This window comes from Streptomyces plumbidurans, from assembly GCF_019857225.1.
Lineage (GTDB): Bacteria > Actinomycetota > Actinomycetes > Streptomycetales > Streptomycetaceae > Streptomyces > Streptomyces plumbidurans.
On sequence record NZ_JAFJSY010000011.1, the window covers coordinates 207985 to 228128 of the forward strand.

The following is a 20144-nucleotide window of genomic DNA, read 5'->3' on the forward strand; positions in this document are numbered from 1 at the left end:
GGAACCTAGGGTCGAGAGCATGACCACAGACGAAGACACCGAGTACGCCGCCGAGCAGCCGGCCCGGATGCGCTGGGCCTCGCACGCGCCCGAGGTCTACAAGGCGATGGCCCGCCTCGACACGGCCGCCAAGCAGGGCCTGGACCCCCGTCTTGTGGAGCTGGTGCGGCTGCGCGCCTCCGCGATCAACCACTGCGCCTTCTGTCTCGACATGCACACCAAGGACGCGCTCGCGGCGGGCGAGAACATCCAGCGGATCGTGCAGCTGAACGCGTGGGAGGAGTCGAAGCACTTCTACACGGAGAAGGAGCTCGCCGCGATCGAGCTGACGGAGGCCGTCACCGTGCTGACGGACGGTTTCGTGCCGGACGAGGTGTACGAGAAGGCCGCCAAGCACTTCGAGGAGGCCGAGCTGGCCCAGCTGATCGCCACCATCGCGGTGATCAACGCATGGAACCGGTTCGGCGTGACCACGCGCGCCGTGCCGGGTCACTACCAGCCGGGCGATTTCAAGTGACGGCCCGTACGCAGGTGCTCGACCGCGCGGTGGGGACGGCGATGTCCGCGGTCAGCGCCGCCGCCAAGAGGGGCCTGGGCGACCCCGCCCTCGCCGAACTGGTGGTGATCCGCGCCTCGCAGCTCAACCACTGCGCGTTCTGCCTCGACATGCATCTCGCCGTCGCCCGGAAGCACGGCGTGAGCGAGCAGCAGCTCGATCTGCTCGCGGCCTGGGAGGAGGCCGAGGGCGTCTTCGACGAGCGGGAGCGGGCCGCGCTCGCGCTGACCGAGGCGGTCACGGTGCTGACGGACGGCTTCGTGCCGGACGAGGTGTACGAGCGGGCCGCGAAGCACTTCGACGAGCCGCGGCTGGCCCATCTGATCGCCCTGGTCGTCGCCATCAACAACTGGAACCGGGTGATGGTCACCCGCCGTGTGGCGCCGGGGGGTTACACACCATGAGCAAGGTGGAGGCCTTCCGCGCACTGCACCACGGCCGGCTGCCGGGCGACCCGCTCGTGCTGCCCGGCCCCTGGGACGCGGTCAGCGCCCGGGTGTTCACCGAGGCGGGCTTTCCCGCGCTGGCGACGCCCAGCGCCGGGATCGCCGCCTCGCTCGGCCACGAGGACGGCTCGACCCCGGCCGACGAGATGTTCGCCGCGGTGACGCGCGTCGTGCGGGCCGTGGACGTACCGGTGTCGGCGGACGTCGAGGACGGCTACGGGCTGGCGCCGAAGGAGCTGGTGGAACGGCTGCTGGAGACGGGAGCCGTGGGCTGCAATCTGGAGGACTCGCACGCGGGCGAGCTCAAGGACCCGCGCCGGCACGCGGACTGGCTCGCCGAGGTGCGGGCCGCGGCGGGCGACCGGCTCTTCGTGAACGCCCGCGTCGACACCTTCGCGCACGGCGACGGCGACCCCGAACAGGCCATCGAGCGGGCCGCGTTGTACGTCGCCGCCGGCGCCGACTGCGTCTATCCGATCGGCGCCCCGGCGGACGTACTGCCGCTGCTGCGGTCAGGCATCCAGGGGCCGGTCAACATGCTCGCCCGGCTCGACGGCAAGGGTCCCTCGCTCACCGAACTGGGTGAACTCGGGGCCACGCGCATCACGTTCGGGCCGGGCCTGCTGCGGTGGGCGGCGCTGGCGCTGCGCGGGATGACCGACGAGCTGCGCAAGCAGCGGTGATCAGGACAGCCACGCCTTCCAGGTGGACGCATGGCTGTCCACCCACTTCTTCGCGGCGTCCTGCGGGCTCATCTTCTGGTCGGCGATCATCAGGGAGACCTCGTTCTGGTCCTCGGTCGTCCACTTGAACTTCTTCAGGAGGGCCGCAGCCTTGCCGCCGTTCTTCGCGAAGCCGGAGTTGAGGTACTTCTGCAGCGGGGTGTGCGGATAGGCGCAGGCGACCTTGGCCGCGTCCGCGTCGCAGCCCTCCTTGTACGGCGGCAGTTTCACCTCGGTCATCGGGACCTTCTTGAACAGCCACTGCGGCGCGTACCAGTACGTCAGGAAGGGCTTCTTCTCCTTGGCGAACTGCTTCATCTGCGTGATCTGCGCGGCCTCGGAACCGGCGAAGACGACCTGGTAGTTCAGCTTGAGGTTCTTCACCAGGGCCTTGTCGTTGGTGACGTAGGACGGGGAGCCGTCCATCAGCTGGCCCTTGCCGCCGCTCTCCGGGGTGCGGAAGAGCGAGGAGTACTTGTCGAGGTTCTTCCAGTTGGTGATGTCGGGGTGCTGCTTGACCAGGTAGGTCGGCACGTACCAGCCGATGTGGCCGGTGACGCCGAGTCCGCCGCCGCGGGTGATCGTCTTCTTGTCGGTGACGTACCGCTTCTCCTGGTCGGGGTGGCCCCAGTCCTCCAGGATCGCGTCGACCCGGCCCTGGCTGAGGGCGTCCCAGGCGGGCACCTCGTCGACCTGGACGGTGTCGACGCGGTAGCCGAGCTTGTGCTCCAGCAGGTACTGGGCGACGGCGACGTTCGACTGCGCGCCGACCCAGGACTGCACGGACAGGGTCACGGTCTTGGCGCCCTGCGCGTTGGCGAACGGCGACGCCTGCTTGGTCATGTCGGCGGCGCCGCAGCCGGTGACGAGGCAGAGGGCGGCGGCCGTGGTGGTGATGAGGGCTGTCCTGCGGCTCAGTGCAATGTCACATGTCACGTGTCACACGCCACCCTTCGTTCGGCGTTGCGTCGGCTGCGTGACCCGGTCCAGCATCAGCCCCAGGCACACGATCGCGGCCCCGGCCACCAGACCGGTCGCCAGGTCGCCCTGCGCGAGGCCGAAGACGACGTCGTAGCCGAGCGCGCCTCCGCCGACCAGGCCGCCGATGATGACGACGGCGAGGACCAGGACCACGCCCTGGTTGAGGGCGAGCAGCAACGCGGGCCGGGCGAGCGGGAGTTGGACCTGCCGCAGCTGCTGGGTGCTGCTCGCGCCGAGCGAGCGGGCCGATTCCAGCGCCGCCGGGTCGACCTGGCGCAGACCCTGGGTGGTGATCCGGACGACGGCGGGCAGCGCGTAGACGACGGCCGCCGCGACCGCGGGGGCGCGGCCCACGCCGAAGAGGGCGACGACCGGGATCAGGTACACGAACTGCGGCATGGTCTGGAAGACGTCCAGGACGGGTCGCAGCAGGCGTTCGAAGCGGTCGCTGCGGGCGGCCGCGATGCCCGTCGCGAAGCCCAGGACCAGGGTGACGGCGACGGCCGCCAGGACCTGGGAGAGCGTGTCGAGCGAGGGCTTCCACACGCCGAGCACGCCGATCCCGGCCATGGCGAGGACCGCGGTGAGCGCGGTGCGCCAGGTGCCGATGAGCCAGGCGAGCGCGGCGACCAGCAGCAGGACCGCCCACCAGGGCAGCCACTGCAGTCCGCTGCGGACCGGGTCGAGGACCCAGGTGGTGAAGTGGCCCGCCCAGTCGGCGGTGCCGCCCACGACGGGCACGCCCGAGTACAGGTGCGCGGTCATCCAGTCGACGGCGCGGTTGACCGGGTCGGCGAGGTTCACGGTCCAGGAGTCGGGCCAGTCGAGGCGGCCGGCCAGCCGTCCGGCGAGCGCCACGACGACGGCGGCGACGGCCGCGTAGAGCCAGGCGAGGCGGCTTCCGGGCGCCTCGCCCGCGCGCTCGCCGGCGGCGGCGGTGATGCGGTCCAGTACGACGGCCAGCAGCACGATCGGGATGCCGGCTTCGAGGGCCGCGCCCACGTCGACCGAGGCCAGCGCCTGGTAGACGCGGTCACCGAGGCCGCCCGCGCCGATGACGGAGGCGATGACGGCCATCGAGAGCGCCATCATGATCGTCTGGTTCAGGCCCAGCAGGAGTTCCTTGCGGGCGAGCGGGATGCGGGCGGTCAGCAGCCGCTGGGGCGCGGTGGCGCCGAGCGACTCGACCGCCTCGAGGACCTCCTTGTCGGCGCCGCGCAGGCCGAGGGCGGTGAGCCGGGCCATGGGCGGGGCGGCGTAGACGACGGTGGCGAGGACGGCCGCGGGCACGCCGATGCCGAAGATCAGCACGACGGGCAGCAGATACGCGAAGGCCGGCAGCACCTGCATGGTGTCCAGGACCGGGCGCAGGGCCCGGTGGAAGCGGTCGGAGAGACCGGCGGCGAGGCCGAGCACGAGGCCCACGAGCACCGACACGAGCACGGCGACGACCATGAGCGCGAGCGTCTGCATGGTGGGCACCCACATGCCGAGCAGCCCGCAGGCCAGGAACGCGGCGGCCGTGCCGACGGCGAGCCGCACCCCGGCGACGCGCCAGGCGACGACGGCTCCGATGGCCGTGACTCCGGCCCAGCCCGCGGCGAGCAGCAGCAGATAGACGGCGCGTACGCAGAGCACGACCGCGTTGCTGATGTAGCCGAAGAAGTACAGGAACAGCGGGTGGCTGTCGCGGTTGTCGATGATCCAGTCGCTGGCGTCGGCGAGCGGCTTGGAGACGTCGACGGTGAGGGCGTGCGGCCAGCTGCCGCTGGCCCAGCGGGCGTCGGCGAGGGGCACGAGTACGGCCGCGAGGAGTGCCAGCAGCAGCAGCTTCTGCGCGGCGCGGTGTTTCAGCACGCCGGGCAGGCCGACGCGCGGGGCGGATGCGGTGACCGTCGCCATCAGACGGCCTCCTTCTTCGGCTCCGTTCCCGCCACCACCCCGAGCAGGCGCTCGTGGTCGACGACGCCGAGGCAGCGGCCGTCCTCCACGACGCAGGCGGCCCTGCCGCTGCGGGCGACGACCTTGATCGCGTCGGCGACGACCTCGTCCGGGTCGAGGGCGCCGGGGTGCTCGGTGCCGTCGCAGCCGCCGGGCCGCATGGCCGTACGGACCGTCATGACCTGTTCGCGCGCCACGTCCCGGACGAACTCGCGGACGTAGTCGTCGGCGGGGTGGCTGACGATCTCCTCCGGGGTGCCCAGCTGCACGACGCGGCCGTCGCGCATCAGGGCGATACGGTCGCCCAGCTTCAGCGCCTCGGACAGGTCGTGGGTGATGAAGACCATCGTGCGGCCCTCCTCGCTGTGCAGGCGCACGACCTCCTCCTGCATGTCGCGCCGGATCAGCGGGTCGAGCGCGCTGAACGGCTCGTCGAAGAGCAGCACCTCGGGGTCGACGGCGAGCGCCCGGGCCAGGCCCACGCGCTGGCGCTGGCCGCCGGAGAGCTGGGCGGGGCGGCGCTGTTCCATGCCCTCCAGGCCGACCTTGGCGACGACCTCCTGGGCGCGGGCGCGCCGCTCGGCCTTGCCGAGGCCCTGGATCTCCAGGCCGTAGGCGACGTTGTCGATGACGGTGCGGTGCGGGAGCAGGCCGAAGTGCTGGAAGACCATCGCGGCGCGGTGCCGGCGCAGTTCGCGCAGCCGGGTCTTGTCCATGGCGCGGACGTCCTCGCCGTCGATGACGATGCTGCCCGCCGTTGGCTCGATCAGCCGGGTCAGACAGCGCACGAGGGTGGACTTGCCCGAGCCGGACAGGCCCATCACCACGAACACCTCGCCCTTGTGGACGTCGAAGGAGACGTCACGGACGGCGGCCGTGCAGCCGGTGCGCGAGCGCAGTTCGGCGGGCTCCAGTGCCGTCAGCTCGGGGTCGCCGGGAACGCGGTCGCCCTTCGGGCCGAACACCTTCCACAGCCCCTCCACGGAAAAGACCGGGGTACTCATCACGCACCACTTCCCATCAGGTCTACGGCCCTCTCCCCGACCATCAGCACTCCGATCATCGGGTTCACGGCGGTCATGGTCGGGAACACGGAGGCATCGGCGATGCGGATGCCGTCCAGCCCGCGGATTTTCAGCTCCGGGTCCACGACCGCCCGCGGATCGTCCGCGGCGCCCATGCGGCAGGTGCCCGCCGGGTGGTACACGGTGTGCGCGACCTTGCGGGCGTACTCGCTCAGTTCCTCGTCGCTGGTGAGGTGCGACCCGGGGGCCACCTCGCGCTTGAGCCAGCTCGCGAGCGGTTGGGTCCGCGCGATCTCGCGGGCGATACGGATGCCGTCGACGAGGGTGCGGCCGTCGTAGTCGTCCTCGTCGGTGAAGTACTTGAAGTCGAGGGCGGGCTTGACCGACGGGTCGGCGCTGGTCAGGTAGAGGCGGCCGCGGCTCTTCGGCTTGGGGATGTTGGGGGTCATCGAGACGCCGTGCGGCGGGCGTTCGTAGCCCAGGCGCTCGGGGTTGTCCGTGAAGGGGACCTGGTAGAAGTGGAACATCAGGTCCGGGCCCGCGTGTTCGGGGTCGCGGCGCACGAAGAGACCGGCGTCGCTGTCCATCGCGGAGTTCTCCGGGATCGGCCCGTGGGTCTCCCAGACGATCACCGACTCGGGGTGGTCGAGCAGGTTCTCGCCGACGCCCGGCAGATCGTGCGCGACCGGGATGCCGAGCGCTTCGAGGTCCGCGCGCGGGCCGATGCCGGAGTGCAGCAGCAGACGGGGCGAGTCCACGGCGCCCGCGCACAGCACGACCTCGTTGCGCGCGGTGAGGAGGATCTCCTCGCCGTCCTTGGTGCGCACATGCACGCCCTCGGCGCGGGTGCCGTTCAGCTCCAGCCGGTACGCCCAGGTCTCCAGCAGGATCGTGAGGTTGTCGCGCTCGTCCATCACGGGGTGCAGATACGCCACCGACGCCGAGGACCGCTTGTTGTTCTCGGGGTGGTAGGCGAGGTCGAAGAATCCGGTGCCCTCGGTGAACGGGGCGCGGTTGAAGCCCTCGACGCGGGGAACCCCCGTCGCATGCTGAGCTGCGTCGACGAAGTCCCGGGCGATGGGATTACGGTCCTTCTCGTCGACCGGGACGATGTTGTTGAGCAGCCGGGCGTAGTACGCCTCCATCGGCACCGCGCCCCAGCCCTTGGCGCCGGCCTCCTCCCACTCGTCCCAGTCGGAGGGCAGCGGCTTGAAGGCGATCAGCGTGTTGTGCGAGGAGCAGCCGCCGAGGACCCGGGCCCGGCTGTGCCGGATGTGGCTGTTGCCGCGCGGCTGCTCGGTGGTGGGGTAGTCGTAGTCCAGCTCGCCGCCGAGGAGACCCATCCAGCGGCGCAGCGTCAGCACGTCCTCGCGGCCGACGTCGCTGGGGCCGCCCTCGACGACGGCGACGGTGACGTCCGGGTTCTCGGTCAGGCGCGAGGCGATGACGGAGCCGGCCGTGCCGCCGCCGATGACGACGTAGTCGTAGACCTGGTTGTTCTCGGGCATGGGGGATGGTGCTCCAAGAGGCGTCCGGGGATGGGGGGATCGGTCGGGGGCGGTTCGGCTCAGCCCGCGAACCAGCGCACCGGCCTCGGCGCGAGGTTCTGGTAGACGTGCTTGGTCTCGCGGTATTCGGCCAGTCCGGCGGGGCCGAGTTCGCGACCCGTGCCGCTCTTGCCGAAGCCGCCCCACTCCGCCTGCGGAAGGTAGGGGTGGAAGTCGTTGATCCAGACGGTGCCGTGGCGCAGCCGCGCCGCGACCCGGCGGGCGCGGCCGGCGTCCGTGGTCCACACGCCGCCCGCGAGCCCGTACTCGGTGTCGTTGGCGAGGGCGACCGCCTCGTCCTCGGTGCGGAAGGTCTCGACGGTGAGGACGGGTCCGAAGACCTCCTCGCGCACGACGCGCATCTCGCGGTGGCACTGGTCGAGGACCGTCGGCTCGTAGAAGTAGCCGCCCTCGGGCCGCTCGGGCGACGGGTCCGGACGCTTGCCGCCGATGCGCAGCACGGCGCCCTCCTCCAGCGCGGAGGCGACGTAGGACTCGACCTTGGCGCGCTGCTGCTCGGAGACCAGCGGGCCGCACTCGACGCCGTCCTCGCTGCCGCGGCCGAGGCGGATACGGCTCGCCCGCAGGGCCAGTTCGGCGACGAACCGCTCGCGCAGGCTCTCCTCGACGATGAGCCGGGCGCCGGCCGAGCAGACCTGGCCGCTGTGGATGAAGGCGGCGTTCAGGGCCTGGTCGACGGCGGTGTCGAAGCCCTCGTCGGTGGCGCAGGCGTCGGCGAAGACGACGTTGGGGTTCTTGCCGCCGAGTTCGAGGGCGACCTTCTTCACCGAGGGGGCCGCGGCCTCGGCGACCTTGGTGCCGCTGACCAGGCCGCCGGTGAAGGAGACCAGGTCCACGTCCGGGTGCTCGGCGAGCCGGGCGCCGACCGAGTGGCCGGGGCCGGTGACGATGCCCGCGACGCCGGAGGGCAGCCCGGCCTCGTTGAGCAGGTCGATCAGGGCGATCGTGGTCAGCGGGGTGATCTCGCTCGGCTTGATCACGAAGGTGTTGCCGGCCGCCAGGGCCGGGGCGATCTTCCAGCTGGCCTGCAGCAGCGGATAGTTCCAGGGCGTGATCAGCGCGCAGACGCCGACGGGCTCGTGCACGACGACGCTGTGGATGTCGGGCGAGCCGGCGTCGACGACGCGGCCCGGGGCCTCGCCGGCGACCAGGTCGGCGAAGTAGCGGAAGGCGTCGGCGACACAGTCGATGTCGACCCGGCCCTCTTCCACGGTCTTGCCGGCGTCGCGGCTCTCCAGCCGCCCGAGCCGCTCGCGGTCGCGCACCAGCAGGTCGGCGACGCGGCGCAGCAGTGCGGCTCGCTCGGCGACGGGGGTGCGGGGCCATGGGCCGTCGTCGAAGGCGCGGCGGGCCGCCGCGACCGCCAGGTCCGTGTCCTTCTCATCACCCTCCGCGACCAGAGCGAAGGGCTGTCCGTCCGCCGGGTCGATGATCTCGCGCGTGGCTCCGGAGGCGGCTTCCCGCCACTCGCCCGCCACGTGGATGGTCGCCTGCGCGTCCAGCCCCTGGGTTTCCGCTCTGTCCGCCATGTTCCGTGTTGCCTTCCGTTCCTGTTCGCATCCCTGGGTGACACAGGTGTCACCCACGAGGACCGGGAGCGCCTGCCCCTCCGCCCTCGGATACATGCGTGATCGGTGCCGAAAGTGCGCCGTGTCACGGAGAAACGTCCTGGTACGGGTAACCCGATGGACGCTCGTTAATCCTTTGACTAAAGTCAAAGAACATGGAGTCAGGACGTACGCACCCTGTGACTGGGGAGCAGACGAGGGAGCCTGCGAGTGAAGACGTGAGGGCGCAGGTGAGGGCCCTCCGCCGGTTCAACCGCTACTTCACGCGCCGTATCGGCGTACTGGACGACCACTACCTCGGCCAGGACCGCCCGCTCGGCGAGGCACGGCTGCTGTTCGAGATCGGCGACGGGGTCTCGCTGCGCGAGCTCAGGAGCCGTCTCGGCCTGGACGCCGGGTATCTGAGCCGGATGACGAAGGCGCTGCAGTCGCAGGGCATGGTCCGGGTGCGGGTGCATCCGGCCGACAGCCGGCTGCGGATGATCGAACTCACGCCGGCCGGCCGTATCGAGGTGGACGAGCAGAACCGTCGGGCCGACGCGCTCGCGGAGGGCCTGCTCGACGCACTCGACGCCGACCGGCGCGCCCAGCTGATCGAGGCGATGGCCACCTCGCAGCGGCTGCTGCGGCTGGCCGCCATCACCGTCGAACGCGTCGACGGCGCGGCCCCCGACGCCCGCGCCTGCCTGGACGCCTACGCCGCCGACATCGACGCCCGCTTCCCGGAGGGCTTCGACAAGTCCGACCTGGTGAAACCGGAGGAGGTGTCCGGGGACGCGGGCGCGTTCTTCGTTGCCTACGAGGAGGGGCACCCGGTGGGCTGCGGCGCGCTGCGCCGCCTGGAACCCGGCGTCGGCGAGATCCGCCACGTCTGGATCCACCCCGACACCCGCCGCCTGGGCCTGGCCCGCCGCATCCTCACCGAACTGGAACGCGCGGCGACCGAACACGACCTGTACGTCGTACGCCTCGACACGCATCGCACACTCACGGAAGCGCAGGCCATGTACCGGGCGTCCGGCTACACCGAGATCCCGCCGTACGTCGACCACATCTACGCCCACCACTGGTTCGAGAAGCGCTTGGCAACCCCCTCAGAGGCGCGCCCCTAGGGGCGCGGGGAACTGCGCGACCAGCCACGACGAACCGGCACCCGACCCACAGGGATTAGCCACCCCACTCGGCCAACAACTCCCGCACCACCCCCCTGAGCCACGCATGCGCCGGGTCCGCATCATGCCGAGGATGCCATGCAAGCCCCACCTCCAGCGGCGGCAGCCGAAGCGGCACCTCGTAGACGGCCAGCCCCAGTGCGGTCACCTGCGGCAGCGCCCATGAGGTGATCAGCCCGGTCAGATCGGTCTCCCGCAGCACGAACAGGGAAGCCGGAAACGTACCCACGGTCCCCACCACCCGTCGCCTGAGGCCCAGTTCGGCGAGTGCGGCATCGACCGGGCCGTGCAGCCTCCCCCGCCGGGACACGATCAGGTGATCGACCTCCTCGGCGAACCGCTCGGCCGTCAACTCGCCCTCCAACAGCGGGTGTCCGGCCCGTACGGCCGCCAGCATCCGGTCCTCGCGCAGGGTCTCCACGTGCACCTCCGGCGCCGTGGTGTCGACGACCCCGACCTCCAGATCGGCGGTGCCCTCGCGCAGATACGGCTCGTCCGCGTGACTCTCGGAGAGGAACCGGATCCGGATGCCGGGAGCCTCCTCGGCGGCGCGCGCGAACAGGGCGGGCGCGAGCGAGGCGGCGACGGCGTCGCTCCCGATGATCGTGAGGGTGCGGCGCACGGTGCGCAGGTCGGCGTTCCGGCCCGGCGCGAACAGCGCCCTGGCCCGCTCCACCACCGCGCTCACCTCGGCCCGTACCGCGAGCGCGTGCGGCGTCGGCACCATCTGCCGCCCGGCGCGCACCAGGACGGGATCGCCGAGCGCCTTGCGGATCCGGCCGAGGGTGCGGCTCATCGCGGGTTCCGACAGATGCATCCGGCGGGCGGCCCCGCTGACGCTCTGCTCCTCCAGGAGCACGTCCAGGGCGACGAGCAGATTGAGGTCCAGGCCCGCCGGACCGCCCGGATTCTCGGATTGCGTCACACGCATCGATCCCTTGCAAAGGTTGCACTGGAGTGCAGGACGGTGCCGAGCCTACGGTGACAGGGCATCCCGCACCAGCCCGAGCTCCCGAGGAGGAGCCATGCCCCCGCACGCCCTGAAACGGTCCACGCTGCTGGTCATGTGCGCCTGCGTCCTGGTCGCCCAGTCCATGGTCGCCGCCATCAACCTCCTGATCCCGCAGCTGAGTTCGTCCTCGCTGCACCCCTCGCACACCGAGGTGCTGTGGACCGTCGACGCCTACGTCATCGTCTTCGCCTCCCTGCTCATCCCGGCCGGCGCCTTCGGCGACCGCTACGGACGCAAGGGCGCCCTGCTCACCGGCCTCGCCCTGTTCGCGGCGGGCGCTGCCACCAGTGCCCTCGCACCGGATCCGGCGGTGCTCGTCGCCGGGCGGGGGCTGTCGGGCGCGGGCGCCGCCCTGATCACCCCGTCCACGCTGTCGATCCTGATGCGTCTGGCCGGTCTCGAGCGCCGGGCCCAGGCCATGGCCTCCTGGACGCTGTCGCTCGGTCTCGGCGGGATGCTCGGCAATCTGGGCGGCGGTCTGGTCGGGCAATTCCTCAGCTGGCGCGCCCTGTTCGGCGTGATGGTCCCGCTGGCCGCACTGCTCGCCCTCGCCGTCGCGCTCACCACCCCGCGCACGGAGCGCGCCCCCGGCAACCACCCCGACCCCCTCGGCACCCTGCTGCTCACCGCGGCCCTGGTCGCCCTCCTGTTCGGCATCATCGAGGGCCCGGCGTACGGCTGGGGTTCACCGCGCATCCTGGGGGTCTTCGCCGCGGGCGCGGCACTGCTGACCGCCTTCACCCTGCACGCCCTGCGCTCCCGCACCCCCCTGTTCGACCCGCGCGTCTTCAAGTCCGCCCGGCTGCGCGCCACTTCACTCGGCATGGCCACGGGCTTCTTCGGCCTGTTCTCGCTCTTCTACGTCAACTCGCAGTATCTGCAGGATGTGAAGGGCTACGGCCCGGCCACCACCGGCGTCGCGATCACCCCGCTGATCGTCGGCATGGCACTGGTGCCGAGGCTGGCGGCGCGCTGGGCCTCGCGTCCGCGGCCGGTCATCGGCGGGGGCCTCGCCCTGATCGGGCTGGGCCTGCTCGGCGCGTCCACCGCGGACGCGGGCACGTCCTACCCGGCGTACGCCTGCTGGCTGCTGGTCATCTCGGCCGGTACGGGTCTGTCGATGCCCGCGCTCACACTCGGCGTGGTCACCGCGCTGCCCGCGGGGCAGGCGGGCCTGGGCTCCGGGCTCGGCACCTCGGCCCGCGAGGTCGGCGCGGCCCTCGGCATCGCCGTCACCGGCACGGTTTTGGCCGCCCACCCCGACTTCGCCCACGGCATTGGCCCGGCCCTACGGACGGTGGCCGTACTGGTCCTCGCGGCGACGGCGGTGGTCGTGGCCGGTTACGGCAAGCGCGCGAAAACACGCACTATCGCGTCCGGTGAGGAACGCGCACTATCGCGTTCGGGACGGTCATGACCCCCAACTTCCCTTCCCCGCTTGCACGTTCCGAGGAGCCGCCCATGCCCGCCCTGCTCTCCCCGGTCCTGGACCTGCTCACGCTCCGGGGCACCATCACCGAGACCGAGGCTCTTTCCGCCCGCATCCGCCGTCTGCGCATCGAGGGCGAGGCGCTGTCCGGGCTGTCCGTCCGCCCGGGTCAGCAGGTACGGGTCGTGGTCGGCGGCGGGCTGACCCTGCGCACGTACTCGATCTGGCGCTACGACCCCGCCGGCGCCGTCGAGTTGTGCGTGCTGGACCACTCCGGGGGCGGGCCCGGGGCGCGGTGGGGACACGGCGCCGCGGTGGGTGACCCGGTCCGGTTGCGCAAGCCGGAGGGGACGTTCGTGCTGCGGCCCGACGCCGCCCACCATGTCCTCGTCGGCGACGAGACGGCCTCCGTGGCCTTCGGCGCGATGCTCGCCGCGCTGCCCGAGGACGCGCACATCTCCGGCTGCGTCCAGACCGCGACGGAGGCCGACCGTCTCCCCCTGCCGCACGGCCACCACCTCAACTGGTCGCTGCCCAGGGATGGTTCACTCGCCGACGCCGTACGGGACCTGGCCCCCGCGCCCGGCGGGATCGCCTACGTCGCCGGGGAGGCGCGCACCGTGCAGCAAGTGCGGCAAGTGCTGGTGCGGGACGCGGGCTGGGACCGCCGGTCCGTGCTCACCAAGCCGTTCTGGGCACCGGGCAAGCGCGGGCTCGAGTAGCGGTCAGCCGCACTGCGCGTCGGTCGGGCAGAAGGAGCGCACCGCTGTTGCGAGTGGCTCGCGCACCTGCTCCGGGTCCGCGCTCGCGGGGGCGCTGGAGCGGATCGCGTAGAGCGTGCCGTCGGCCGCGCGGAAGCGGTGGTCGATGACCTGGCGGGGGCCCTTCAGGCCCTTCTGGGTGGAGTCGTAGCGGTAGAACAGCTCGGCCCAGGTGTCGCCGCGGTCGCGTTCGACGACCTGGAAGCCGGGCAGTTTGCGGAAGCCGAACCCCGAGTCGGTCTCGGCCAGGGTCAGCGACTCGTACGGGGTGGCCTCGGTGACCTCGAAGATCTGCAGCTGACGGCCGCCGGAAGGGGCGTCGTAGTAGACGACGGGCGCCAGCTTGCCCTGCTGCTGGCTGCGGACCCAGCCCTCGGGGACGTCGACCGTGTAGCCGACCGGGTCCTGGGCGCGGCGGTAGCCGACCGAGGGCGAGGCGGACGCGAGCGCCGAGGCCGTCGCGGTGCCGGTGGGTGTCGGGGTGTCGCTGCCACTGGGCGCCGGGCTCTGCGACGGCGTGGTGGTGGCCGTGACGCTGACGCTCGTGCCCGAAGTGGCCGTATCGTCGGTCGAGTTGTCGCGGGTCAGGTACCACACGCCCGCTCCGGCGCCCGCGCCGATGACGGCCATGGCGACGAAGGCGAGCAGCACATTGCGGGCTCCACGACGTGGCGCGGGGGCGACCGCCGGGGTCGGGACGGTCGTCGGTACGGGGCTCGGCGCCGGGCCCGGAGGGGGCGGCGGCGGGGGCGGCGGCCAGGCCGACGGACGCGGGTTGCCGGTGTGGGTCTGCGCGGACGCCCACGGCGGTGGCGTCTGCCCGGCCTGCGTCTCGGCTGACGCCCACGGCGGCACGGAACCCGGCGGCCGGGTGGACCAGGCCGCCTGGCCTCTCTCCTCGCTGGGCTCGCGCTCCGGACCCGAACCGGAGCGGCGGTCTTCGTCGTAGCCGTCCCAACCGTTCATGACATGCCCCCGAATCACCCCATTGGGTATCGCAGTCCGACGGTAGCGGCGAAAACGGCCACGGGCCCCGTTCCGGCGAGAACCGGAACGGGGCCCGTGCAGGGTCGTGACGAAACCGTGAAGGGCTCGGACGAGACCCCGGATGAGACCGGGGGATCAGATGAGACCGAGGGCGCGGACCGCCTCGCGCTCCTCCTCGAGCTCCTTGACGGAGGCGTCGATACGCGCGCGGGAGAACTCGTTGATCTCCAGGCCCTGGACGATCTCGTAGGCGCCGTCCTTGGTGGTGACCGGGAAGGAGGAGATCAGGCCCTCCGGGACGCCGTAGGAGCCGTCCGACGGGATGCCCATGGAGACCCAGTCGCCGTCCGCGGTGCCGTTGACCCAGGAGTACACGTGGTCGATGGCGGCGTTGGCGGCCGACGCGGCGGAGGAGGCGCCACGGGCCTCGATGATCGCGGCACCGCGCTTGGCGACGGTCGGGATGAACTCCTCGGCCAGCCACTTCTCGTCGTTCACGGTCTCGGCGGCGTTCTTGCCGGCGATCGTGGCGTGGAAGATGTCGGGGTACTGGGTGGCGGAGTGGTTGCCCCAGATGGTCAGCCGCTTGATGTCGGCGACCGTGGAGCCCGTCTTCTTCGCGAGCTGGGTCAGCGCGCGGTTGTGGTCGAGGCGGGTCATCGCGGTGAAGCGCTCCGCCGGTACGTCCGGCGCCGCGGCCTGCGCGATCAGGGCATTGGTGTTCGCCGGGTTGCCGACGACGAGGACCTTGACGTCGTCCGCGGCGTGGTCGTTGATGGCCTTGCCCTGCGGCTTGAAGATGCCGCCGTTGGCCTCAAGGAGGTCACCGCGCTCCATGCCCTTGGTGCGCGGACGGGCGCCCACGAGGAGACCGACGTTCGTGCCGTCGAAGGCGACGTTCGGGTCGTCGGTGATGTCGATCCCCTGCAGCAGCGGGAAGGCGCAGTCGTCGAGCTCCATGGCCGTGCCCTCGGCGGCCTTCAGCGCGGGCGTGATCTCGAGGAGGCGGAGCTTGACCGGCACGTCCGCGCCGAGCAACTGGCCGGAGGCGATGCGGAAGAGGAGGGCGTAACCGATCTGGCCGGCCGCGCCGGTGACGGTGACGTTCACGGGAGTGCGGGTCATGGCGTTCTCCGTATGACAGCTGTCGGTGGGCGTCCTTGCCCTGGGGTGCGGACGGACGTACAAATGATCGATCTCTTGGTGTCAAGAGAGATCCACCGGTCAGGCTATCGCGCATCCCGAACCCCGGACGTCCGGGTCCGTGTGGCCCGCCCCACAGAGCGTGCCCCGTACGAAGAAAACCCGGGCGGCAGGAATAGTCCCTTCCAACCCGGGCACGCGAACCGTTACCCCCACGGGAGTCCGGCACAGTCGGTATCCCCCAGCGGCGGCCGCCTCTGTCCCCCCTCTCCCGGACGGGCGGCCGCCCCCTCTGTGGGCTACTTCGTGCACCCCTTCTGGCCCGACGCCAGCGTCGCGCAGGCCCGCGCCTCGCCCGCGTCCTTCACCGCGACCATCGGGGTGTACGCGATGGTGTCCCCGGCCGTGGTGATGCTGTCGTCCTGCGCGGCACCACCCGCGGTCACCTGCACCGAATCGCCCTGCGCCGCCTGGGTGATACGGCCCCAAGCGGCGCCGCACGTCTTGCTGTAGCGCACCTCGACGGTGGTCGCGCCGACCACCGCGGTCTTGGCGGTGGTCACGGCGGTCACGTCCTTGGTGCAGCCCATGGCCTCCGCGTCCTTGCCGGTGCAGGTGGCCCCGGCGCACTTCACACCGGGCGGCAGATCGGTCTGCGCACTGGCGGACGGGGACGGCTTGGCGCCGCCCTCGTTCTTCTTGCCGCCGCCGTGGTCGGTGAGGAAGAAGACGCCTGCGATCACCACCAGCACTCCGACGACACCCGCGAGGAACATCGTCAGCCTGCGCCGGCCCGCGCCTTGCGAGGAAGGACCTCCGCCGGGCCGCGGACCCTGCGGCGGCTCGCCGAACGGGCTCGGAGGTGTGCCCGGCGTCCAGGCAGGATCCTCAGCAGAGGACGCCGACGGGGGTGTGGTCGCGGGCGTCGGCGACCCGGTCCCCGTCGGCCGGGCACCGGTCGGCGCCGGGCCCTTGTAACCGGCCAGCCCCCAGGAGTTGGCGCCGGACGAGCCAGTCTGCGAGGTCTGCGGAGCCTGTGAGGTCTGCGGAGCCTGCGGTCCTTGCGCGGAGGTGGGCTCCGCGTCCCGTACCTCGGGCCCCGTCGGCTGCGACGGCACCGACGGGGCCACTCCCGCCGGTCCCGCGACACCCGGCGTCGCCGTCGCGCTGCCTGATCTGCGGGCCGCCTTGCCGCCCTTCGCGTCGGCGGGCGGCGCCCCGAACTCCGAGAGCGCGGCCCGCGCCTGGGAGATGCGGATGGCTTCCATGGTCATGTCGTGACGCATCTCCGAACGGCTCCAGGCGCGCTCGGCGAGCTCCCACATGGTCGTCAGATGGACCGGATTGGTGCCCGTCACCTCGGCCAGCGCCACGATCGCCCCCTTGGGCGCGAGCAGCCGGCCGTTGAGGTATCTCTCCCAAGACGTCTTGCTGTAGCCCGTGCGGTCGGCCACCGACGCGATACTCAGGCCGCTGCGGTCCACGAGCCGCCGCAGCTGGCTCGCGAACTCCCTGACCTGTGGATCGAGTTCGTCCGGCAAGGCCCTCCAACGAGGCATTGCTTCCCCCCTCTTCCCCCCGGTTGGTGCTGGTCTTCCTCGCAGATCTCCCGCGCGTGATGCCCGTTGTGGCTACCCACAGGGATGCGCCCGACAAGGATCTCAGTTCCCGGGATGGGGGCGCACGGGAGCGTGCGGGCGGCTCGGCAAGCACCGTTGCACGCCGACCCGGCCATGGTCCAGTGTCCCGCCGACGGCCCCCTCCACCGCCCGGCCGGACCCGTTCACGCTAGCTGGCGCGGCGAACAACTCCGTGTCAAATCCGCGAACTTGCCAATACATCGACACCGCAGACACACATGGACAACCCCAGGCGTCACGGCCGCATTCATCCCACTCAGGGGCAACTCACCCCAACGCGACGGCGGCGACGAGCAGGATCAGCAGCATCAGGACGAGGAGCAGTACGCCGTAGAGGATCAGCCCCGCGCCGGCCCTGCGCCCGGCCGCCTCCTCGGGGGTGTCCCACCAGGGCAGGGTGGGGTCGTCCTCGTACTCCGGCGCGCTCTCGTCCCCGGCGGGCCTCGCCGGGCGGGGCCAGGCCTGGACGGCCAGTTCCCAGCGCACGGTGAAGCGTTCGGCCTCCGCGCTCTCCAGGCCCGCGATCCGGCACAGGGCCGTGACCGCCTGCCGGGGCGGCGGCTGGGTGGCGTTGAGGTAGCGGTGCCAGGAGGACTTGCTGTACGCGGTGCGGGCGCCGAGTGCGACGAGGCTGAGCCCCGTGCGGTCCTTCAGGAGGCGCAACTGCTCCACGAAGTGCCGCACCTCCGGCGGCAGATCGTCCGGCAGCGGCTGCCAGCCGCCCATCGCCCACCTCCACGGCTTCCTCGCTTGTGTCCGGTCTGGTCAGGTGACGACGCCGGAGGGCCGATGGTTCCCGCGTTGCGGAACGGTCACCTCCGTGCCACAGCGCTCTGACAGCCGTTGAACAGGCCGTTCGCCGTGCACGAGGGTGGTTGCGGGCGCCGGTCCGTCCTTGCTCGGGGGAGGGGACGGGCCGGCGCCGTCGTCAGCTGCTGCTGACCGTGAAGTGCAGCGTGTCCTTCAGGAACGGGATCTGCAGCCACGGGTGCGGCTGCACCATCATCGCCAGCAGCACGATCACCAGGCCGAGCAGACCGTAGGTGACGATGTCCGTGAAGCGGGAGCGCACGGCGAGCATGCCGACGTCGGGGATGACCCAGCGCAGCACGGCGCCCGCCACCAGGCCGAGGCCGATCAGCAGGGTGCCGTAGCGGAAGAGGTCGAGCGCGGTCAGCAGCAGGCCGAGGGCGACCACGGCGCAGACGACGAGGATCGGCCACTGCCGGGCGGGTGCGGGGGCGTCCGAGGAGGCCGCCCGGCCGCCGCCCTCGGGCCGTGCGGTGTCCCTCGTGAACAGCGGGAAGCGGCGCGTGGTGCGCCGCGGCTGCCCCTCGGCGTCGGGGGCGCTGATCGCGTCGCGCACTGTCTCCTCCGCCTGCCGCTCGGGGTGCTCCACCTCGTGCCCGGCCTGCTTCGTCGCGTTCTCGGGGCCCTTCGCCTCAGCCGGCACTGCGCTCCGCCGCCTCGACCACGTTGACGAGCAGCTGGGCGCGGGTCATCGGGCCGACTCCGCCGGGGTTGGGCGAGATCCAGCCGGCGACCTCGGCGACGCCCGGGTGGACGTCGCCCACGATCTTGCCGTCGGCGCTGCGCGAGACGCCGACGTCGAGGACGGCCGCGCCCGGCTTGACGTCCTCGGGCCGGACCAGATGGGCCGAACCGGCGGCGGCGACGATGATGTCCGCCCGCTTGAGGTGGGAGGAGAGGTCGCGGGTGCCGGTGTGGCACTGAGTCACGGTCGCGTTCTCGCTGCGGCGGGTCAGCAGCAGCGGCATCGGGCGGCCGATGGTGACACCGCGGCCGACGACCACGACCTCGGCGCCCTTGATCTCCACGCCGTAGCGGCGCAGCAGCGTGAGCACGCCGTTCGGGGTGCAGGGCAGCGGGGCCGGCTCGTTCAGGACCAGACGGCCCAGGTTCATCGGGTGCAGGCCGTCCGCGTCCTTGTCGGGGTCCATCAGCTCCAGGATGCGGTTCTCATCGATGCCCTTGGGCAGCGGCAGCTGGACGATGTAACCGGTGCACGCCGGGTCCTCGTTCAGCTCGCGGACGACCGCCTCGATCTCCTCCTGGGTGGCCGTGTCCGGCAGTTCGCGCTGGATGGAGGCGATGCCGACCTGCGCGCAGTCGCGGTGCTTGCCGGCGACGTACTTCTGGCTGCCGGGGTCGTTCCCGACGAGGATCGTGCCGAGGCCGGGCGTGACGCCCTTCTCCTTCAGCGCCGCCACGCGGGCGGTCAGATCGGACTTGATCGCGGCTGCGGTGGCCTTGCCATCGAGAATCTGGGCGGTCATGGCCCCATTCTCCCGGATGACCGTCCCCGGGTTCCAATCCGGGGTCCGGTCCGTGAACCGTCCCAAGATCGCCGAGATTGCGCTTGCACAACACATATGGCGTGCGGCTGGACAAGTAAGCGGGCGGTAAAGAACGATGGCCGGACAGTGCCGCGGGCAGCTCATCGGGGGGATTGCCGCACCACAGACACCTTCCTCCGTACGGCGCCGCGCGTCGTCCCCGCACGTGGAACCAACGGAGGAAAACCCGCCATGAGTTTCGGCGACCCGAACAACCCCTACGGCCCCCCGCAGGGTCAGCAGCAGGGCTACGGCCACCCGCAGCAGCAGCCGCAGGCGCCGGGCTACGGCTACCCGCAGGCACCGCCGATGCAGCAGCCCTACGGCGCCGGCGCCCCGATGACGACCATGCCCGGCACGGTGAACACGGCCCGTGTGCTGCTGTGGGTGATCGTCGGCCTCCAGGCCGTCGGCCTGATCTTCGTGGCCCTCGGCCTTGCCGCCATCGACAAGGCGAAGGACTCCACCAACGACAGCACCATCCAGAACATGCTCGGTGACTCGACCGGCATCCTGTGGGGCTACCTGATCTTCGCGCTGGCCTGGCTGGTCTTCGCGGTCGTGCTGGCGATCAAGTTCAAGGACGGCGGCAACAACTTCCGCGTCACCACGCTCGTCTTCGCCATCATCACCGCGGTGCTCGGCGTCTACCCGTTCGTGCTCGTGGGCCTCATACACACCGTGCTCGCCATCCTGGTGGCCGTCTTCGTCGGCAACGCCACCGGCAAGGCGTGGTTCAACCGCCCGCGCTACTGAGCGCTTCGGCACCAACCCGCGCGCGGCACTGAACAGTTCGCGCCAATAACTCGCCCCGGGCCGTGTCTCACCCTTCCGAG

Annotated in this window: 19 protein-coding genes; 7 read left to right on the forward strand and 12 right to left on the reverse strand. The window is 71.5% G+C overall.

Annotated features, from left to right (window positions below):
- Positions 1 to 19 precede the first annotated feature (19 nt).
- Genes JYK17_RS10885 through JYK17_RS10895 form a run of 3 tightly spaced genes read left to right on the forward strand, consistent with a single transcriptional unit; the run spans position 20 to position 1685 of the window.
- Positions 20 to 517 (forward strand): carboxymuconolactone decarboxylase family protein, encoded by a 498-nt coding sequence (locus tag JYK17_RS10885; protein ID WP_108013205.1) that lies wholly within the window; start codon positions 20 to 22, stop codon positions 515 to 517.
- Positions 514 to 960: a carboxymuconolactone decarboxylase family protein gene (locus JYK17_RS10890; protein ID WP_108013206.1), complete on the forward strand. Its 447-nt coding sequence runs from the start codon at positions 514 to 516 to the stop codon at positions 958 to 960. The genes JYK17_RS10885 and JYK17_RS10890 overlap by 4 nt, the downstream gene beginning before the upstream one ends.
- Entirely contained in the window at positions 957 to 1685 is a 729-nt protein-coding gene (locus JYK17_RS10895; protein WP_128802746.1) for an isocitrate lyase/PEP mutase family protein, read from the forward strand. The genes JYK17_RS10890 and JYK17_RS10895 overlap by 4 nt, the downstream gene beginning before the upstream one ends.
- On the opposite strand, the gene JYK17_RS10900 is transcribed toward JYK17_RS10895, so the two are convergent.
- From JYK17_RS10900 to JYK17_RS10920, 5 genes are all read right to left on the reverse strand, one after another.
- Positions 1686 to 2567: an ABC transporter substrate-binding protein gene (locus tag JYK17_RS10900; protein WP_234548468.1), complete on the reverse strand. Its 882-nt coding sequence runs from the start codon at positions 2565 to 2567 to the stop codon at positions 1686 to 1688. It lies immediately after the preceding gene.
- Between the two features lie 96 nt (positions 2568 to 2663).
- A complete protein-coding gene (locus JYK17_RS10905; protein WP_108013208.1) occupies positions 2664 to 4607 on the reverse strand; it encodes an ABC transporter permease subunit in 1944 nt (647 codons plus the stop codon).
- Entirely contained in the window at positions 4607 to 5650 is a 1044-nt protein-coding gene (locus tag JYK17_RS10910) for a quaternary amine ABC transporter ATP-binding protein (RefSeq protein ID WP_108013209.1), read from the reverse strand. The genes JYK17_RS10905 and JYK17_RS10910 overlap by 1 nt, the downstream gene beginning before the upstream one ends.
- Complete coding sequence (locus tag JYK17_RS10915; RefSeq protein WP_108013210.1) at positions 5650 to 7179, reverse strand: GMC family oxidoreductase; 1530 nt, start codon at positions 7177 to 7179, stop codon at positions 5650 to 5652. The genes JYK17_RS10910 and JYK17_RS10915 overlap by 1 nt, the downstream gene beginning before the upstream one ends.
- A 59-nt stretch (positions 7180 to 7238) precedes the next feature.
- On the reverse strand, positions 7239 to 8768 hold the full coding sequence (locus JYK17_RS10920) for an aldehyde dehydrogenase family protein (RefSeq protein ID WP_108013211.1): 1530 nt from the start codon (positions 8766 to 8768) through the stop codon (positions 7239 to 7241).
- Positions 8769 to 9037: 269 nt separating this feature from the next.
- Between JYK17_RS10920 and JYK17_RS10925 the strand changes: the two genes are divergently transcribed.
- Positions 9038 to 9919 carry a bifunctional helix-turn-helix transcriptional regulator/GNAT family N-acetyltransferase gene (locus JYK17_RS10925; RefSeq protein WP_222810251.1) on the forward strand — a complete coding sequence of 294 codons (882 nt, stop codon included), beginning with the start codon at positions 9038 to 9040 and terminating at the stop codon, positions 9917 to 9919.
- A gap of 55 nt (positions 9920 to 9974) precedes the next feature.
- Here the strand turns inward: JYK17_RS10925 and JYK17_RS10930 are convergent, their stop codons facing one another.
- Positions 9975 to 10910 carry a LysR family transcriptional regulator gene (locus tag JYK17_RS10930; protein ID WP_222810252.1) on the reverse strand — a complete coding sequence of 312 codons (936 nt, stop codon included), beginning with the start codon at positions 10908 to 10910 and terminating at the stop codon, positions 9975 to 9977.
- 94 nt (positions 10911 to 11004) lie between these two features.
- Here JYK17_RS10930 and JYK17_RS10935 point away from each other — a divergent pair, with 94 nt between their 5' ends.
- Both JYK17_RS10935 and JYK17_RS10940 read left to right on the forward strand, forming a co-directional pair.
- Complete coding sequence (locus tag JYK17_RS10935; protein ID WP_222810253.1) at positions 11005 to 12408, forward strand: MFS transporter; 1404 nt, start codon at positions 11005 to 11007, stop codon at positions 12406 to 12408.
- Positions 12409 to 12452: 44 nt separating this feature from the next.
- Complete coding sequence (locus tag JYK17_RS10940) at positions 12453 to 13142, forward strand: siderophore-interacting protein (protein WP_222810254.1); 690 nt, start codon at positions 12453 to 12455, stop codon at positions 13140 to 13142.
- Between the two features lie 3 nt (positions 13143 to 13145).
- Here the strand turns inward: JYK17_RS10940 and JYK17_RS10945 are convergent, their stop codons facing one another.
- From JYK17_RS10945 to JYK17_RS10970, 6 genes are all read right to left on the reverse strand, one after another.
- Positions 13146 to 14147, reverse strand: coding sequence for a serine/threonine kinase C-terminal domain-containing protein (locus JYK17_RS10945; RefSeq protein WP_222810255.1), 1002 nt, complete (start codon positions 14145 to 14147; stop codon positions 13146 to 13148).
- Between the two features lie 156 nt (positions 14148 to 14303).
- Entirely contained in the window at positions 14304 to 15293 is a 990-nt protein-coding gene (locus JYK17_RS10950) for a malate dehydrogenase (protein ID WP_108013217.1), read from the reverse strand.
- 317 nt (positions 15294 to 15610) lie between these two features.
- On the reverse strand, positions 15611 to 16870 hold the full coding sequence (locus JYK17_RS10955) for a helix-turn-helix domain-containing protein (RefSeq protein ID WP_222810256.1): 1260 nt from the start codon (positions 16868 to 16870) through the stop codon (positions 15611 to 15613).
- A gap of 348 nt (positions 16871 to 17218) precedes the next feature.
- A complete protein-coding gene (locus JYK17_RS10960) occupies positions 17219 to 17677 on the reverse strand; it encodes a helix-turn-helix domain-containing protein (protein ID WP_108013219.1) in 459 nt (152 codons plus the stop codon).
- 202 nt (positions 17678 to 17879) lie between these two features.
- Positions 17880 to 18350, reverse strand: coding sequence for a DUF3017 domain-containing protein (locus tag JYK17_RS10965; RefSeq protein WP_108013329.1), 471 nt, complete (start codon positions 18348 to 18350; stop codon positions 17880 to 17882).
- Positions 18351 to 18393: 43 nt separating this feature from the next.
- The gene (locus JYK17_RS10970; protein ID WP_108013220.1) at positions 18394 to 19248 is read right to left on the reverse strand and encodes a bifunctional methylenetetrahydrofolate dehydrogenase/methenyltetrahydrofolate cyclohydrolase; all 855 of its coding nucleotides are present in this window, start codon (positions 19246 to 19248) and stop codon (positions 18394 to 18396) included.
- A 252-nt stretch (positions 19249 to 19500) separates the two neighbouring features.
- On the opposite strand from JYK17_RS10970, the gene JYK17_RS10975 reads away from it, so the two are divergent.
- The gene (locus JYK17_RS10975) at positions 19501 to 20064 is read left to right on the forward strand and encodes a proline-rich domain-containing protein (RefSeq protein WP_108013221.1); all 564 of its coding nucleotides are present in this window, start codon (positions 19501 to 19503) and stop codon (positions 20062 to 20064) included.
- The last annotated feature ends 80 nt before the right edge of the window (positions 20065 to 20144 follow it).